The following is a 16,417-nucleotide window of genomic DNA, read 5'->3' as shown; positions in this document are numbered from 1 at the left end:
GGGCGCTCATGAGGGGCGTCGCTAAAACGAAATGAAGGATAAGGGACAGCTCGTTTCTTATTTGCACCCTTTCGACATTCCTTTTTATCAAAAATTTGGGTTTGACCTTGTTGCGAATGAAGTGAGTGCAACGCTTGTGCTGAAAAATCTCATGCAGCGTTCTAGTGGGCAGGGAAGTATTGTACGCACAAGTGCGAATCAGTCTCTCTTTAGTGAGGTAAAAGCTGTTTATGAAACATACGCCAATCAACATCACGGCATGCTCATTCGCGATGACGCCTGGTGGGATCGTCTTATGCGGCGGGGATATACGCAAGAAGCGGCACTATTTTGTGGACCAAAAGGTGAGGCGCGTGGTTACTTGTTATATACTTTTAATAAAACTGAGATGGTTATTCATGAACTTGTCGCGCTTGATTCTACTGCTGAATCCGAATTGTGGGCATTTGTTTCAAGCCATGATTCGATGTTCGAAACCGTCCGCGCTACGCATTTTGGAACGCCGGATGAAATCGCATCTATTCTTCCAAATGTGACGGGTCTTTCGATTGAAACGGAATTCAATTGGATGGCGCGAATTGTTGATGTGGAGGCGTTTTTAAATGCGATTTCCTTCCAAACAGCAGAAAAAGTATATGTTGAAATTAAAAATGATGTTGTTGACTTTAATAATGGTATTTTTGAGCTAGGTGAAAAAGTGCGGCGTGTTCAAAGTGCGCCAAACGATTTGCTTTTACAAACAGATATAGGTTCTTTTAGTCAAATGATGTTTGGTTTTAAACGTCCGAAAGAACTCAGCTACTACGGGAAGGTTTCAGCAAGTGAAACAGTTCTCGCAATATTTGAAGCAGCTATTCCACATGATAAACCTCGATTTTATGATGGATTTTAAGAAGTAGAAGCCCGAAAAGTCTTTCGGGCTTTTTTTAATGTATCGAAGAAATAGTGATGGAGGAATCGTAGCAAGAGGCTAGGGCATCCATATCTTTAATAATAAAAGGTTTGGAGCTGGATTCTAAAATGCCTTCTTTCACCAAAAAGTGAAGATGCCCTGAAATGCTAGATTGCGCACAATTGCACAAAGAGGCTAAAACTGATTGAGAAATGGCAGAAGGGAGATGATAAGCGGTGCCATGCTTTTCTCCTATATATGTGGCTAAAATTTGGAGATGAATAGCTAGTGTTTCATTTGCAGGAAGCTTATTTATAGCTGTCATAAAGGTTGAAAAAGAGAGGGAGGCCAAACCTAGCTCTGCTAAAAAATGAAAAAACTTAGGTTGAACATATAAATGATCAATTAAAAAATCCCTATTAATCTCATATACAATCATTTCAGTTGCTGCACGCACACGATAAGGGAGTTTAATTTCAAAGGTGAAAGCTTGTTTTAAAATAGGTTCGGCATGAAATAACGTCCAGTCCGAATAAAAACTTGTAATATGCGGTTTATCTTGATAATAAACTTCAAAAAAAGCAATACCTTCTTGAATGAGAAAAATGGTATGTTCGGGACTGTTTTGATTTGAGGTCAGGATTTGATTCTTTTTTATATCAAGTTTTCGAATATGAGAGTCTGACAAACTAGCATTTTGACGTAAATAATTAAGCAGTTCTTTCATCGGCTCAGCTTGAGAGCTTTCAGAAATAAATTTCATAAATTCCTCCAAAAAGTAATTTTTTATACATTTATACAATAATCAATTTAGGACATATAGTCAATTTGAATGTATAAAAAATACAAAAAATATCGTATTTTTCGCCACATTTTAGCAATAAATGATGCTTTTATAACGTTTTTCTTTCTTTTAGTCATAAAATGTTCACAATTGAGCAGTGAAAATATCGCCACAAATATTTTCCTGAATTTTAATCTCGTATACTAAAATTATCAAGGGGGAAATGAATGAACCTTTTGATTCATTTCAAGATTTGAAAGAGGTGAGAGAATTTGAAAAAGGGAATGCGACTCGTTGCAACGATGTTCATCATTGTGAGTTTCGCGATTATAGCACCGTTACATGGAAGCGGGATTTTAGAACGAGTATTTCAACCCGTAAAAGCTGAGGCAGAAAATGTGGCAAACGTGACCACTTATCAGGAGCTTGAAACTGCAATGGGAAATCAAGCCATTACAGAAATTAATATTATGAATGATATCGAATTTACGAACTACACGTCAACAGCTGCGGGGGAAGCAAACGTTACAGTACCAGTAAGAAGTATTACAATAAATGGTAATAACCATCATGTGGATTTTCGCAGACGAGGTTATTTAATGAATTTTGCCTCCACAAAAATTAATATTACACTTCAAAATATGAAAATGTATGGTCAAAACTACTGGGGGCCATTTCGGATTTACGGAACAGCAGGCGTTGGATCGACCTTTACATTTGATAATATCGAATACACGGGCGCCCAACTGACTGCTTCTTATCAAGCTGATGTTATTGTAAAAGGAACCGTAAAAAATGCTTCTGTCAACTCTTATGTGAGTCCATTCAACAACATCACATACAACGCATTAACCAACCAAGCTAACCTGGAGGTAACGAACATTACCTTCACAAAAGGATCAAACTATACAGGAACAACCGAAAATGCAACCGTCCTAATGCTTGGAACTGGTGGGACGAAAGGAAACGCCATTATTGAAGAGGGCGCAAAGCTTGACCTAATGGGAGGCGGCAACGGTCTTAGCGGCGAAGGACAATGGACCACCATCCAATTAAATGGAAACTTTGAAATGCAGAAAAATTCGGAGGTCCACATCTCATCACCACAAGCATCAACCCGAGGTGGCATCCAATTAGGTAACGATTCCAAATTGCTTGTTCAAGATAATGCCAAATTAACCCTTGATATGGACGGGCCATTTACAGATGCTTATAACAAAAATCCAATTAATGTAGGGACTAACGCTTCATTTGAAGTAGCAGACGGAGCAAGCCTCATCATTCAAGCCACAAATCAGGGAACCGGAACAGGCGCTTTAGTTTATACCGGAACAAGTAGTACTTTTAAGATCGGTAAAAAATCAATTTTTAAATTAAAATCGGACGGGACAGGTGTGAAAAATCTAATTCGAATAGGCGGAACATCCACCTTTAATTTTGAGGATGCAGGTGAAGTAGACATCGATGCCTCAGGAAATACAAATGCAAGTACGCGTCCAATTTATATGGTAAGTGGTAGTTTTAAAGCTTCTATTCAGCGCGTAAAAGCATGGACAACTGCGGATGTGTCTGGAACCCCAACCTATGATTGGTATCCGATGTATGATATGAATATTCCTTACGTTGGCGCGAATGTCCAAGCCACCCTAACCGCAAATAGTATTTCACAAACAACCCAAGATCGCTTTATTACCTATTATAGAACGCAAAATTTTAAACGTGTGCTATTTGAATATATTCCAGATGTTTCCGTAACCATACAACCTTTATCGGATAATAAGGCAAAACCAAGTAGCCACACGATAACAGGTGTTACAAACCCCAATGCGTGGGTTATGTTTTCAGGCGATGCGGCAATTCCAAATGGGACCATTCCCGCACAAGATAAAAATGACAGTAAAATGTATCATGTGAAAGCCGATGCTTCTGGAAATTATACGTACACACTTCCGGATGGGCTATTTTTCACGGCAGGAAATTCGGTTACCGCTTATGCCTATTTAGACGGAAAAAGCGCAGCCGAAACAACAACTGTCTTAGACGAAACCCCGCCTGAAAAACCTACTTTAAGCCCAATAAACGATGTGGATGAAAAAATAACCGTAAAAGCTGAACCAAATGTCACTGTCACGGTTTATAATGCTTCTGATAATAGTATTCTGACAAGTGGCTCATCAAATACAGAAGATTATGAAATTGTAATTCCGGAAATTAAGCGCCCGCTAGCGCCTTATGTGTCTTACTACGTGACGGCGACTGATTCGGCAGGAAACGTTAGTGAGAAATCGAATATTGAAGTGACACGTGATACAACACCACCGGAAGCCGATCCAATTTCTCAAACTGTAAAACTAGGAGAGGCTTTTCCAAAAGATGCTAAGAGTCTTGTAACAAATGTGTATGACAATGCCGGCGTTGCGAATTTGTCTTACGAATTAATTACAGAGCCAGATGTAAGTCAAATTGGCTATGCAACAGCTGTAGTCAGAATTACAGATGCTGCAAAAAATTACCGCGATATCACAGTTCCAGTCTTTATAGAAGATGACTCAACGAACTCAAATAATGAGGCTATGTTAACAAGTCGAGACTTTACAACGCTAGCGCAAGATGTACCTACTGCAGCTGCCGAATTAGACCAGTTCATATTAACAAACGGTCAAGTTAGAGCATGGAGTAAACCTTCTGGTGCAGATATTACAAATCAAGTGCTTATAACGGATAAAGGGGGGCTAACAAACGCGCCTGGTCAGTATGATGTGAAAATATCTGTTTTAGGCGTGGAACGTATCATCCATATAACCGTTAAAGCAGGGACGCTAGAATTTAAAGAAGTACCAGAAGACATTTCATTTGGAACGGTCACGATTAAATCGAAAAAAACAACGTATTGCACCACAAAATGATGTTAAAATCGCCATTGAAGATTCACGAGCTAACCCTAGCAATTGGACGCTCATGGCACAGTTAACAATGCCGCTTTCAACATCCAGTGGAGATGAGTTAAATAGTTTAGTAATTCGTAGCAAACAAAATGGGGAGACAAACGATTTAGCGCTAACAAATGAAGAAAGCACACCAGTGTTTACGAACGACGCTGCTACAGCCGGTACAACCTTAATCGACCTGAATTCAGCAGAAGATGAAGGTATTTTATTGAATGTGTTACCAGGAGCTGTAAAAGCAAAAGCCTATCATACAACAATTAAATGGACACTTCAAGATGCCCCTTAATGAAAGGAGAAAACAATGCGACGTTTAATGAAATGGTCAAGTTATCTTCTACTCGTTTCTATTTTACTCATGATAAACCCACTTTGTATAAAAGCCACAACATACGATGCGGAAGTGGGGATTTCATTTAGTGGGCAGCGTGTTGAAAGTGAAAATCCACCTAAAAACCCGTCTGAGTGGCACACACCAACTAACCCAGATGGATGGAAGGGGACTCAAAATAGGCAAACTGCATTAGGTAAATTGCCAACCACAGGGGACCAATTTCCAGTTTTTGGATTCATTATTGGCATGGAGTGTTTGGCGATTGGCACGAGCTTACTTTTACTACAGAAAAAAAGAGAGCAATAAAAGGAGGAGCAAGAAGATGAAAGATAGTTTGAAATGGCTTATGGCCAGTGGGATTTTCGTAACAACCATTTTTAGTGGGGGTGCCTATGCTCTTTCGGCTGACGGTGGAAGCATAACGTCAGATGCAGACATGATTTATGAGAAAAATACGGATATTACGAACCCAATTGATCCAACTGATCCAGGCAATGAGATTACGCCTGATCCAGATGAACCTAGACAACCGGGAACAGCTGGACCGCTTAGTATTGATTTTGCTTCCAATTTACATTTTGGTCAACAAAAAATGTCCGGTAAGCAAGAAACGTATTATGCGAAATTAACTCAAGTAGTTGAAACTAAAACGGGTGCTAAAAAAGATGTGCCTAACTATGTTCAAGTAACTGATAACCGCGGGACAAACAGCGGCTGGCATTTAACGGTGAAGCAAAACGGACAACTTAAGAACGGCGCGAATGTGCTAGAAGGCGCCCAAATTAGTTTATTAAATAGTACGCTTGTTACCTTGCATGATGGTGAGAAACCAACCGCAAATGCACTAGTAATGCTTGATGCGATTTCAGGAGATGCAGCTGAAATTGTAAATGCAAAAAATGGATCGGGCAGCGGAACTTGGGCAAACTTATTTGGTAAAGATATATCTGAAGCAGCAAAGAGTGTCAAATTAGTTGTTCCAGGAAAAACGAAAAAAGTAGAAGGAAGTTATAAAACGACTTTAACTTTTGAACTTATTGATTCACCAGCTTGATATTTGATAAAAAAAGGAGAGATTTTTGATGGAAAAATTATTAAAAGTAGTAGCAGCGAGCGTGATTGTAACAGGAGGATTAGGTTATGGGACAGGAGTCTTAGCGGCAGATGTGACATCTAAAGGTGATATTACATTTACCCAAAATACAGATCCTGGAAAACCAGAAGTCCCGGGAACAGGAGAAGAAATTGATCCAGGTACCCCAGCTCCAACACCAGGCCCATTAAGTATTAATTACGTTTCTAATATTCATTTTGCTAATCAAATGATTTCAGGTAATGATGAAGTCTACTATGCTGATTTAGATAAAGTGACACTAGCAAATTCTGGTACAGAAGTTGAAGTTCCAAACTTTGTTCAAGTATCCGATAACCGCGGATCAAACGCAGGTTGGCATTTGACCGTTGAACAAGTAAGCCAATTTAAAAATGGTGCAAGCACACTTACAGGAGCAAAACTATCGTTCAAAAATGCGGCAATGCAGTCTTCAAAAGCTACGGCAGCTAACACACCAACCGCGTATTCCTTTGAACTAGATCCAGCTGGAACCGCATCAGATGTTATAAACGCAGAGGCAAACAAAGGTATGGGGACATGGTCAACATCATTTGGTGACGACACTAATGGCGCAAAAAGTATTTCGCTTTCTGTACCAGGGGATACGGCCAAAATCGTTGGAAAATACGAAGCCGAACTAAAATGGACATTAACAGATACTCCTGCTTAAAACGGTCAAAAAGTCGCGCGGAAGAATTACTTTCGCGTGACGCCATTTAAAAGGAAAGGAGAACCGTGTATGCATAAATTAAAATGGAGTGTAGGCATTTTTGTGATGCTTATAAGTTCCGTAACTACATTCAATAACACACTAGCAGCGGGCACAGAAACAAATGCAGATGTAACTTTCCAAGCTGATGATACAGGGATTACATCCCCAATTGACCCCACTGATCCAGGTAAGGATGTTACACCTGTAGAGCCTGTAAACCCTACAACAGGTGCGCTTCGCATTGATTTCGCCTCAGCCTTTAATTTCGGTTCGCAAAAAATTTCTGGTGAAGCAAAAGACTATCACGCCCTTTTTACACAAGTAAACACCGCATCTGATGAGAAAAAATATGTACCTAATTATGTACAAGTAACGGATAATCGAGGCTTAAACTCTGGTTGGTCTCTTTCAGTTTCGGGCACAGAATTCATCTCAGGAAGTAATGCTGTACTAGAAGGCGCTACACTCACCATGTCAGGCGTTCATTTAACTTCAACGATGGATTCAAAATTTACACCTAGTACCGTAACATCTGATTTAACCTTAAATACACTTGCTCAAAATTTAGTTACCGCCAAAGAAAATGAAGGGATGGCAACGTGGGCCATCGCATTTGGTAAGGGGTCCGGTAAAGACGAGTTTTCAACCAATCCAAATATAACGCTCCACGTTCCTGCTGAGGCAAAGAAATTAGCGGGAGAAACGTATACATCAACCGTTACATGGACCCTAGAAGCAACCCCTTAAAAGTAGAAGATTTTAAAGTCCCCCATTCGTATAATGGGCGGAAAAGGAGTATGATATGAAAAAATTTGTTATAAGCATTTTACTAGGTCTACTATTTTTAGGACTAAGCTTTCTTCCCGTTAAAGCAGAGGCATCATCAACAATGAATTTTTCAGTGAATGCAGTCATTCCTGATAATCAAATCGATAAATCTAAAACATACTTTGATTTAAAAATGAAACCTGGTGAAACAAGAAATCTTGAGGTTATCTTAACAAACGGCCAGAATCACGCCATCACAATTGAAACAAATGCCAATACAGCTGTAACAAACGATAATGGAATTGTTGACTATAGCAAAACGAACCCGAATTTAGATGCGAGTTTAAAAACCCCATTTTCTGAAATTGCAAAAATAGATAAAGAAATCACCCTACCAGCTAATGGTACAAAAACAGTCAAAGTGAATATAACAATGCCAAAAGAAGAGTATGATGGACAAATTTTAGGCGGGCTACATTTTACCGAAAAATTAAATCAAGAGACCGAAAAAAAACGAAGAAGGCGTACAAATTAAAAAATTTATATGCGTATGTGATTGGCGTTTTACTAACAGAAAACGATAATGAAGTTAAACCAGACATGCAGTTAGGAGAAATTAAGCCATCACAAATCAATTATCGCAATGTATTAAAAGCAAACTTGCAAAATTCACAGCCAATCATCCTAAAAAACTTAAATATTCAAGCACGTGTGACCAAAAAAGGTAGCAATAAAACCTTACATGAAACAAATAAAACAGACATGCGAATGGCCCCAAACTCTAACTTCAATTATGGCATAAACTGGGAGAATCAAGAGTTTAAAGCTGGTAAATACACCCTCCACATGACCGCTAAATCTAATGAGAATGAGTGGAAGTGGACCAAAGACTTTGAAATCAAAGGTGACGAAGCGAAAGCCTTAAACAATAAAGCAGTTGAACTAGAAAAAGACTATACAATCTGGTATATCATAGGCGCTATTTTATTAGGCCTTATCTTGCTTATCTTAGTATTTTTACTTGGAAAGCGTTCTAGTCGAAAGAAAGATGATTAAAGCGAGCCAATCGGCTCGCTTTAATCATTTACCACGAACATAGTCAAATAAGAAGTCCAGTTTTTCGGTATCCGTAATATGCGCATTACAATTCGCCTCATCTTGACAAATATAATTGCTAAGCGCCTTGTAATTATGATTTTTTGTATCCGTTTTAACATCTACCGTAAAAAGACCGACAGCGCCCATATGGTGGCAAAAATGACAAATCCCATTTTGTGGACTAGGGACAAAACTTCCAGATAAACCTTTAACAGAGCCTTCTAATTCACGAACGATAAATTTTTTCATACTCCCTTTGTCATACCAACTCAGATAGGTTAAATGTAAAAAATCATCAGGTGTTAAATGAGGCGGATGCAACTTTTTGGCCTTTTTTAAACAGTTTTTTGAGTTGTGCATCAGTTGTAGGCTGAAAGGGAATACAATAGGGCTCAAGTGAATCTTTATAATGATTAAAATCAGCCTCGTTTTTGATAGAAACAAGCGGTTTTAAAAGCTCTAATTGTTGATTTGTTAAGGATTCAAATGCTTTTTCCGCCTTGTTTAGCGAGTAATAGGCAAATTCTTGTTTTACTTTCATATCATTTACGCGCTGCTCAGCATCAAGAACATGCTTCGCTTGACGTAAGATTTGATTCAACACATGATTTTCGATAAATGCTTCCAACATATTCACCTCCAAAACCTATTTTACAATGAAAGAACACTTAAAATATAGCGTAAGAATAATTCATAGTCAAAAAAGACATATATTTTTATTTTCTATACACAATATTTTTAATTGTACTTTCAGATAAAAAATATTTTTCAGCAAGTTCTTCTGTGGAAGTCCCGTTTGCAAAATCTTTTTTCATCTTGATATTTCGTTCTTTTAGTCGTGTTTTAATGCCCGATTTACTTCCCCATGATTTTTTTGAACGCACGGGTATATAAAGAAACTCTCCATCAATATACTTTTGAATTTCTAAAATTAAATTTTCGGGTAAAACATTTTCAACAGTTTGATATTTCATCACTAGGCTAGCTCCTTTATTATTTAATTAATAATAAATAGCAAAGCCACAGGCGATTATGATATATAATCCATACAAAGAATCGCCATTTTAGGCTTTGCATGGAACAGCATTACGTTAGCATGCATGCTGATCACCTCCTAAATTTTATATCATAAAAAAATCTTTTATAAAATTGGCTAACAAGTGTCGAATTCTTTTACTGACATTGCTATAATAGAAAGTAGAAAAGAGGTGGTTGAAGTGGATTTTGGTGAAAAGTTAATTAATCTACGAAAGAAAAATCGACTGACACAAAAAGAACTTGCTAAGAAAATTGGTGTGACACCTTCAACAATTAGTAAATATGAAAATGCAACACACAAACCACCCATTTTTATTTTAGCCAAACTAGCAGAGACACTCGGAACGACAACAGAATTTTTACTGGATGATGTCGCTGGATTGCGTGAAAAAAATTCTGTCAATGCTTTTCCGCTTATCGGAAATCCAGAATTAGAAAAATGGTATTTAGAACTACCTTATTCATTTTCTGAAAAAGAATTACAATTACTTAAGGATATCTCAAATGTGATTGAAAGCCAAAAATAGTAGGAGCTAGCAAAGAGTGCTAACTCCTTTTTTATTAATCTGTAAATGGATTATGCGGATTGTTGTTTGGAGACGTTTTATAAGGCGTAAAAGGTTCTGCTACAATACCCGAAGATGGGAAGAACCTGTTTGTATAAGGAAATTGCGCCTCCATTAGCCGCATTTTTTGAGAAAACTTCATGTGTAACATTGAGGTTCTCGCAATTTGATTGTTAAACGATGTTAAAGAGATATCTATTTTTACAGTTTCAAAATTCGAAAATTGTAAAAGTGTCTGATTGTCAGATGTTGCACTATATTCCTTGATATGCTGGGGGAATACCCAAACACAATTTGAATTGTTAGGTGAAGCAGTTGGAAAAGCATACATATAAGACATTGGATCAATAATAATAGGTGGCTTGTGTGTAATACCAATTAAATGTTTTGTACCCTCTTTTCTCCCTTCATAATTCGCACCAAAATATTTGCAACTAGTTTTAATTAATTCAAATGGGGTAAATTTAGATATAGAGTCAGACCCAATTTCAATTACCCTCGAAAAAAGTGATTCTCCAGTTACATGCGGCAAAATAATCATCGTGTGCGGATTAACCTCATAAATTTGTTTTTCAATTTTCTTGTTTTCCATTTTCCATGCATCCCTTTCTTGATAGTCTTTTTAATTATGTAAAGAAGTAGTAAAATATTATACTTCAAAACACCGAAGGTAAGGAATTACTATTTTTTCGTAATTATAGCATAGAAGGAAACAGGAGTCAGTATATTTTGAGAAAGTTAAATTTTTGAACCTTATGATGAATTTTAGAGCCAAATTGTGAATTTTTGGAGTTATCCTCACTATAAAATAGTGAAAGGAGTGACTAGTCGTGGAAATGCGTGATTTTTCAAATTCACTTATGAACCAAGTTGGGGTTTTAAAGGGCGAAAAAGAATTAACAAATGTTTTTATTGAATGCTACATGACAATGCTCCTAGATCAGAGGAGAATTGAGCAGTTAAAAAAAGAAGTAGACAAAGCTCTTGATCATAAAGATGAAAAAACCTTTATAGAACTTACAAATAAAATTAATCAGATTCAAAAGGAAATGCTAGCTTTCCAATAAAATGTATGAAAAACTAAGGTAATTAATCAAAAATGCCTTAGTTTTTTTTTGTAATGACTTTTAAATTCATAATTCAGTTTGAAATTTTACAATTAAGCATTAAAATAAAGCTAGACGATGCACTTATTTTTAGTTAAAATAAAAACAAAACATACGTTCGGTGGTGTAGATATGGTACTACAATTTATAGCTGGAAAAGCTGGAAGTGGGAAGACAACTTATTTACTTGAACAAATTCAGAAAAGAGCAACAGAAAAGCCTGATGAAAATCAAATTCTTATTGTACCTGACCAAATGTCGTATCAGATGGAGAGGTTTCTTTTTGAACAGTCAAAGTTAAAAGGAATCATGAACATTCAAATATATAGCTTTAGTCGCCTGGCATGGAGGGTTTTACAGGAAACAGGAGGACTTGCTCGAGTGTTTTTAACACATTCAGGTATGGAAATGCTTATTCGACAAGTTATTCAAGAAGAGAAAGGAAATTTGAAACTTTTTGGGAGAGCAGCTTCTAAACGAGGTTTTTATAAAGAGCTCACTAATCTATTTCAGGAAATGAAGCAGTACGAAGTAGAATTACCCGACTTAAAACAGCAAGCCACTCTCGCAAAAGACTTTGCTACGCGCCAAAAACTGGCTGATATTGCCTTGATTTATGAACTCTATGAGCAAAAATTATATGGGAAATACCTTGAGAGTGAGGATTATTTGCAGTTATTAAAAGAAAAGATGAGCAGTAGCTCTTTTGTAAAAAATGCTAGTATTTATTTTGATGGGTTTTATTCGTTTTCCAAGAGAGAAGTTTCGGTAATAGCTGGTTTTCTGGAGACTGCCAATCGGGTGAAAATAACTCTTACAGCTAATCAGAAAGTGATTTCAGGACAGTTAGCAGATTTTGATATGTTTGAGACAGCTCGTGAGACACTTCTGCAATTAAGAGCAGTGGCCGAAGATTTAAAAGTTGGGGAGGAACCACTAGTTTTTCTTCATGAAAACAGACGTCAAAAGCATTCAGATCTCCTTCATTTAGCTAATATCTGGGGGCAAAGTAAATTTGTTAAATATAATAATGCCAGCTTGGAAGGTATTCACCTTCATCAAGCTAACAATAAAGCTTCTGAAATAAAAGGTGTTGCACGTGAAATTTCACGTTTAATTCGTGAAGAAGGTTATCGCTATTCTGATATGGCTGTATTAATTCGAAATATGTCAGATTATGAAGAGATGATTTCATCCGTTTTTGATAGACACAAGCTTTCATACTTTTGGGATAAAAAACGTTCAATGGCTAAGCATCCGTTAATTGAATTTATGCGGTCAAGCTTAGATATTATTCAATTAAATTGGCAATACGAGGTTCTTTTTCAAGCGGTAAAAACAGAATTCTTCTTCCCTGTTCAAGAAAATATAGCTAAATATCGTAAAAAAATGGACATATTTGAAAATTACTTATTAGAAAATGGGATTTTTAATCGTAGCCGTTTTGTTAAAAGTGAGAAATGGACATATCGACGAATTCGTGGACTTGAAACTAATATACAAGTTCAAACGGATGACGAGATAGAGATAGAAGAGCAAATAAATGAAATGCGAAATCTTATACAAGAACCGTTGCAATTCCTTGAAAATAAATTTCAGCAAGCACAAACAGGGAGAGATTATGCATCTGCCTTGTTTCAATACATGGAAAAGTTGCAGGTTGCAGAAAGGCTTGAAGTGTGGCGGGCTAAATCTGAGGAAGAAAATCTTTTAGAATTAGCGCGAGAGCATGAGCAAGTTTGGGGTGCTGTCATTAAGCTTTTAGATGAATTTGTTGATTTATTGGGAGAGAGCGAAATTACTAAAGAAGAGTTTATTGATATTATGCAAACTGGTCTTGAGTCTATGGAGTTTTCTTTACTCCCGCCTTCACTAGATCAAGTCATTGTAACAGATATGGAGCATGCTAGGCTATTAACATCAAAAGTTGTTTTTGTTGTGGGGCTAAACGAAGGCATTTTTCCTCAAAAAATGAGTAATAAAGGAATTGTTTCTGAAGAAGAAAGGGAAGAGCTGGTTCAAGCTGAAATAGCGTTGAAACCGCAACATTATAAAACGATAGTTGAGGAAGAGTTTATTGCTTATCGTGCTTTTACTGCGCCAAGTGATAAATTGTATTTAAGTTATCCTACCGCTGATATGGATGGCAAGGTAATCCCAGAATCCAATTACTTACGTAAAATAAAAGCATTATTTCCTAAGCTAGAAGAAAAAACATATGTTAGCGATCTTTCGCTTTTGCCTGAAGTAGAGCAACAACATTATATTGAAAATGAAATGGAGACACTTGGTTATTTAACTACAGAATTACAAATGTACAAACAAGGTTATAACATTTCACCAATTTGGTTGGATTTATATAACTATTTTATAAAAAATAATAATGAAATTGCGATGAAGGTACTTTCAAGCCTAAGTTATCATAATGATACCAATAAACTCACAGATACTACAGCCACTGCATTATTTGGTGATAAAATTCATGCGAGTGTATCTAGAATGGAAAAGTTCTTTAGCTGTGAATTTCAGCACTTTGCACAATATGGTTTAAAACTGGAAGAGAGAAAAGTTTACCAATTACAAGCTGTGGATATGGGAGAGATTTTCCACGGGGCTATGGAATGGATAGTTAACCAACTAAAAGTGCTAAACATAGAATTTGGAAAGCTCACAGATCAGGACTGTACTGAACTTGCTAATAAAGCGATGGCTTATTTAGCTCCGAAACTACATCATGAAATACTGCTTAGCTCAAATAGGATGGCGTACATAAAGCATAAGCTGCTGCATATAGTGATGCGTGCCACAAGTGTTTTAAATGAGCAAGCAAAAAAAAGCGCATTTCAGCCCCTGGGTTTAGAAGTGAGCTTTGGGATTGGAAAAAATATTCCAGCAATGAAAATACCGTTAAAAGACCATCGTGAATTGCTTTTACAAGGAAGAATTGATCGCATTGATTTTGCGCAAGTAGAAGATAAGAATTATCTTCGTATAATTGATTACAAATCGAGTTCGCGCGATATACAACTTCCTGAAATTTATTATGGTATCGCACTACAAATGTTAACGTATCTTGATGTTGTGGTTACCAATGCGCAAAAAATTGTTGGTGAAAAAGCAGAGGCAGCAGGAGTACTCTATTTCCACATGCACAATAAGTTGTTGAATACAGATGGGCCGCTTCCAGATGACAAGCTTACGAAAGAGCTTCAGAAAAGTTTTAAAATGAAGGGGCTTATATTAGAAGATCCATTAATGGTTTCTTTAATGGATACTACGATCAAAGAAGGTGGTGCATCAGTGATTGTACCTGCCGAAATTAAAAAGGATGGGACTCTTAGCGCAAAATCTAAAACTGCCACGAAAGATGACTTTGATTCAATGAGGCATTTTGTTCGGCATAAATATCAAGAGGCAGGTAATAAGATACTTGACGGAGAGGTAGATATTAATCCCTATCATCTTAAAGATACTACGCCATGTACTTATTGTCCTTTCCGTACAGTGTGCCAATTTGATCCAGGTTCGCAAAGTGATAAATATCGTTACCTCACAACAGATAAATCCAGTGATTTTATAAAAAAAATGAAAGAGGAGGGGAATCAAGATGGCAAACCTACCAGCTAAACCAAGTGATGTTTCATGGACTGATGAGCAGTGGCAAGCCATCTACTCTATAGGGCAAAATATTTTAGTTGCAGCGGCCGCGGGGTCGGGGAAAACCGCCGTTTTAGTCAACAGGATTATTGAGAAGATACGAGATGAAGAGAACCCTTGTAATGTAGATGAATTGCTTGTTGTAACCTTTACTAATGCATCTGCTGCGGAAATGAAATATCGAGTAGGACAAGCTTTAGAAAATGCTTTGGCGGAAAATCCAGATTCCTTACATTTAAAAAAAACAATTAATGCTTTTAAATCATGCCTCCATTCAAACCCTACACTCTTTTTGCCTAGACTTAATTCGTAAATATTATTATATTGTCAATGTTGATCCAGATTTTAGATTGATGGATACAATTGAAAGTACAATATTGCGAGACGAAGTCATTGAAACATTGTTAGAAGGTGAATACGCAAAATCAGATAATACGCCATTTTTTCATCTGATAGAAAGTATTACAGATGATCGCTCTGACCAAAACGTAATAGATATTATTTCTAGACTTTATGATTTTTCGCGAGCAAATCCGAGTCCTGAAAAATGGTTAGAGCAAGTAACTCTTCTTTATAAAAATGATAAATTAGAAAGAATAAAGGATTTGCCATTTTATAACTTGATTCATAATGATATTAGGCTTTCTATTGAACGGGCCATTGAATTTTTACAACAAGGATTGGATTTAACAGCAATTTCAGGAGGTCCAGAAAGTTATAGGGAAAACTTTTTAGAAGATATTACTGAAATTGATAAACTTAGAAGCAAACTTAATTCAGATTGGTCAGAACTTCAAACTGCTTTTCAACAAGTATCTTTTGGACGCTTAAAACCTTTGAAAAATAAAGAAGAGGTTGATGAGCGTTTATTAAAGCAAGCGAAGAAAAAAAGAGATCAGGCAAAGAAAGTAATTCAAGATACACTATCAGATTGGTTTAAAAGAGCAGAACAAGACTATATTGCAGATTTAGAAAAGATGAAAAATGATGTTGAAACCTTAATCAACTTGGTTCAAAAATTTTCCAAAGCTTTCTTTCAAGAAAAAGAGAAAAGTGGCGTTTTAGATTTTAATGACTTAGAACATCTTGCCCTTGCTATTTTATCAGATAACGGGAGACCCTCACATGTTGCACAGGAACTCAGAAATTACTATAAAGAAATTTTAATTGATGAGTATCAAGATACAAATTTGGTACAAGAATCCATCCTGCAACAAATTGTGCTACCTGATGAAGCAAAAGGGAATTTATTTATGGTAGGAGACGTCAAACAATCCATTTATCGATTTCGTCTTGCCGAACCCACTTTATTTATGGAAAAATATGAGCGATATCAATTGGACGGAAAAGATACAGTCTTCGAATTCGAATTTAGCTAAAAATTTTAGAAGCCTGTAAGGAAG

At 36.7% G+C, this 16,417-nt stretch carries 19 protein-coding genes; 14 read left to right on the top strand and 5 right to left on the bottom strand.

Annotated features, from left to right (window positions below; all coding sequences use genetic code 11):
- Window positions 1-31: 31 nt before the first annotated feature.
- Window positions 32-892, top strand: coding sequence for a GNAT family N-acetyltransferase (locus tag LFLEISCH_RS12955; RefSeq protein WP_007477331.1), 861 nt, complete (start codon window positions 32-34; stop codon window positions 890-892).
- Window positions 893-926: 34 nt separating this feature from the next.
- Here the strand turns inward: LFLEISCH_RS12955 and LFLEISCH_RS12950 are convergent, their stop codons facing one another.
- Window positions 927-1,655, bottom strand: coding sequence for a Crp/Fnr family transcriptional regulator (locus LFLEISCH_RS12950; protein ID WP_007477329.1), 729 nt, complete (start codon window positions 1,653-1,655; stop codon window positions 927-929).
- 293 nt (window positions 1,656-1,948) lie between these two features.
- On the opposite strand from LFLEISCH_RS12950, the gene LFLEISCH_RS12945 reads away from it, so the two are divergent.
- The 8 genes from LFLEISCH_RS12945 to LFLEISCH_RS16060 all read left to right on the top strand — a co-directional run bounded on the left by LFLEISCH_RS12945 (window position 1,949) and on the right by LFLEISCH_RS16060 (window position 8,605).
- Complete coding sequence (locus LFLEISCH_RS12945) at window positions 1,949-4,582, top strand: pectate lyase-like adhesive domain-containing protein (RefSeq protein WP_051057322.1); 2,634 nt, start codon at window positions 1,949-1,951, stop codon at window positions 4,580-4,582.
- Window positions 4,530-4,910: a WxL domain-containing protein gene (locus LFLEISCH_RS14800; RefSeq protein WP_051057321.1), complete on the top strand. Its 381-nt coding sequence runs from the start codon at window positions 4,530-4,532 to the stop codon at window positions 4,908-4,910. The genes LFLEISCH_RS12945 and LFLEISCH_RS14800 overlap by 53 nt, the downstream gene beginning before the upstream one ends.
- A 15-nt stretch (window positions 4,911-4,925) precedes the next feature.
- A complete protein-coding gene (locus tag LFLEISCH_RS12940; RefSeq protein ID WP_007477327.1) occupies window positions 4,926-5,261 on the top strand; it encodes an LPXTG cell wall anchor domain-containing protein in 336 nt (111 codons plus the stop codon).
- A 16-nt stretch (window positions 5,262-5,277) separates the two neighbouring features.
- Window positions 5,278-6,009 (top strand): WxL domain-containing protein, encoded by a 732-nt coding sequence (locus LFLEISCH_RS12935; RefSeq protein WP_007477325.1) that lies wholly within the window; start codon window positions 5,278-5,280, stop codon window positions 6,007-6,009.
- Between the two features lie 28 nt (window positions 6,010-6,037).
- Complete coding sequence (locus LFLEISCH_RS12930) at window positions 6,038-6,739, top strand: WxL domain-containing protein (RefSeq protein ID WP_007477323.1); 702 nt, start codon at window positions 6,038-6,040, stop codon at window positions 6,737-6,739.
- 69 nt (window positions 6,740-6,808) lie between these two features.
- Window positions 6,809-7,528 (top strand): WxL domain-containing protein, encoded by a 720-nt coding sequence (locus tag LFLEISCH_RS12925; protein WP_007477321.1) that lies wholly within the window; start codon window positions 6,809-6,811, stop codon window positions 7,526-7,528.
- Window positions 7,529-7,583: 55 nt separating this feature from the next.
- Window positions 7,584-8,084 (top strand): DUF916 domain-containing protein, encoded by a 501-nt coding sequence (locus tag LFLEISCH_RS16065; RefSeq protein ID WP_007477319.1) that lies wholly within the window; start codon window positions 7,584-7,586, stop codon window positions 8,082-8,084.
- Between the two features lie 17 nt (window positions 8,085-8,101).
- Window positions 8,102-8,605, top strand: coding sequence for a DUF3324 domain-containing protein (locus tag LFLEISCH_RS16060; protein WP_007477317.1), 504 nt, complete (start codon window positions 8,102-8,104; stop codon window positions 8,603-8,605).
- A gap of 24 nt (window positions 8,606-8,629) precedes the next feature.
- Here LFLEISCH_RS16060 and LFLEISCH_RS12915 read toward each other — a convergent pair whose 3' ends face one another.
- The 3 genes from LFLEISCH_RS12915 to LFLEISCH_RS12905 form a co-directional block, all read right to left on the bottom strand.
- Complete coding sequence (locus LFLEISCH_RS12915) at window positions 8,630-9,007, bottom strand: FBP domain-containing protein (RefSeq protein ID WP_077907990.1); 378 nt, start codon at window positions 9,005-9,007, stop codon at window positions 8,630-8,632.
- Window positions 8,943-9,278, bottom strand: a complete 336-nt coding sequence (locus tag LFLEISCH_RS12910) for an elongation factor G-binding protein (RefSeq protein WP_040504876.1) — start codon at window positions 9,276-9,278, stop codon at window positions 8,943-8,945. Before LFLEISCH_RS12910 ends, LFLEISCH_RS12915 begins: the two co-directional genes overlap by 65 nt.
- 85 nt (window positions 9,279-9,363) lie before the next feature.
- Window positions 9,364-9,621, bottom strand: coding sequence for a CD3324 family protein (locus tag LFLEISCH_RS12905; RefSeq protein WP_007477310.1), 258 nt, complete (start codon window positions 9,619-9,621; stop codon window positions 9,364-9,366).
- A gap of 243 nt (window positions 9,622-9,864) precedes the next feature.
- Between LFLEISCH_RS12905 and LFLEISCH_RS12900 the strand changes: the two genes are divergently transcribed.
- Window positions 9,865-10,212 (top strand): helix-turn-helix domain-containing protein, encoded by a 348-nt coding sequence (locus tag LFLEISCH_RS12900; protein ID WP_007477308.1) that lies wholly within the window; start codon window positions 9,865-9,867, stop codon window positions 10,210-10,212.
- Window positions 10,213-10,246: 34 nt separating this feature from the next.
- Here the strand turns inward: LFLEISCH_RS12900 and LFLEISCH_RS12895 are convergent, their stop codons facing one another.
- Entirely contained in the window at window positions 10,247-10,843 is a 597-nt protein-coding gene (locus tag LFLEISCH_RS12895) for a competence protein ComK (protein WP_007477306.1), read from the bottom strand.
- Window positions 10,844-11,081: 238 nt separating this feature from the next.
- Between LFLEISCH_RS12895 and LFLEISCH_RS12890 the strand changes: the two genes are divergently transcribed.
- The 4 genes from LFLEISCH_RS12890 (at window position 11,082) to LFLEISCH_RS12880 (ending at window position 16,393) form a co-directional block, all read left to right on the top strand.
- Complete coding sequence (locus tag LFLEISCH_RS12890) at window positions 11,082-11,318, top strand: IDEAL domain-containing protein (protein ID WP_007477305.1); 237 nt, start codon at window positions 11,082-11,084, stop codon at window positions 11,316-11,318.
- Between the two features lie 171 nt (window positions 11,319-11,489).
- Window positions 11,490-14,984 carry a helicase-exonuclease AddAB subunit AddB gene (gene addB, locus LFLEISCH_RS12885; RefSeq protein ID WP_007477303.1) on the top strand — a complete coding sequence of 1,165 codons (3,495 nt, stop codon included), beginning with the start codon at window positions 11,490-11,492 and terminating at the stop codon, window positions 14,982-14,984.
- Entirely contained in the window at window positions 14,965-15,327 is a 363-nt protein-coding gene (locus LFLEISCH_RS14795) for a UvrD-helicase domain-containing protein (protein WP_051057320.1), read from the top strand. Before addB ends, LFLEISCH_RS14795 begins: the two co-directional genes overlap by 20 nt.
- Window positions 15,266-16,393: a UvrD-helicase domain-containing protein gene (locus tag LFLEISCH_RS12880; protein ID WP_077907989.1), complete on the top strand. Its 1,128-nt coding sequence runs from the start codon at window positions 15,266-15,268 to the stop codon at window positions 16,391-16,393. The genes LFLEISCH_RS14795 and LFLEISCH_RS12880 overlap by 62 nt, the downstream gene beginning before the upstream one ends.
- The last annotated feature ends 24 nt before the right edge of the window (window positions 16,394-16,417 follow it).

It is taken from the genome of Listeria fleischmannii subsp. fleischmannii LU2006-1 (assembly GCF_000344175.1).
Taxonomy (GTDB): Bacteria; Bacillota; Bacilli; order Lactobacillales; family Listeriaceae; genus Listeria; species Listeria fleischmannii.
Note: the sequence above shows the minus strand (reverse complement) of the source record. Positions and strands in the feature narration are given on the sequence as shown.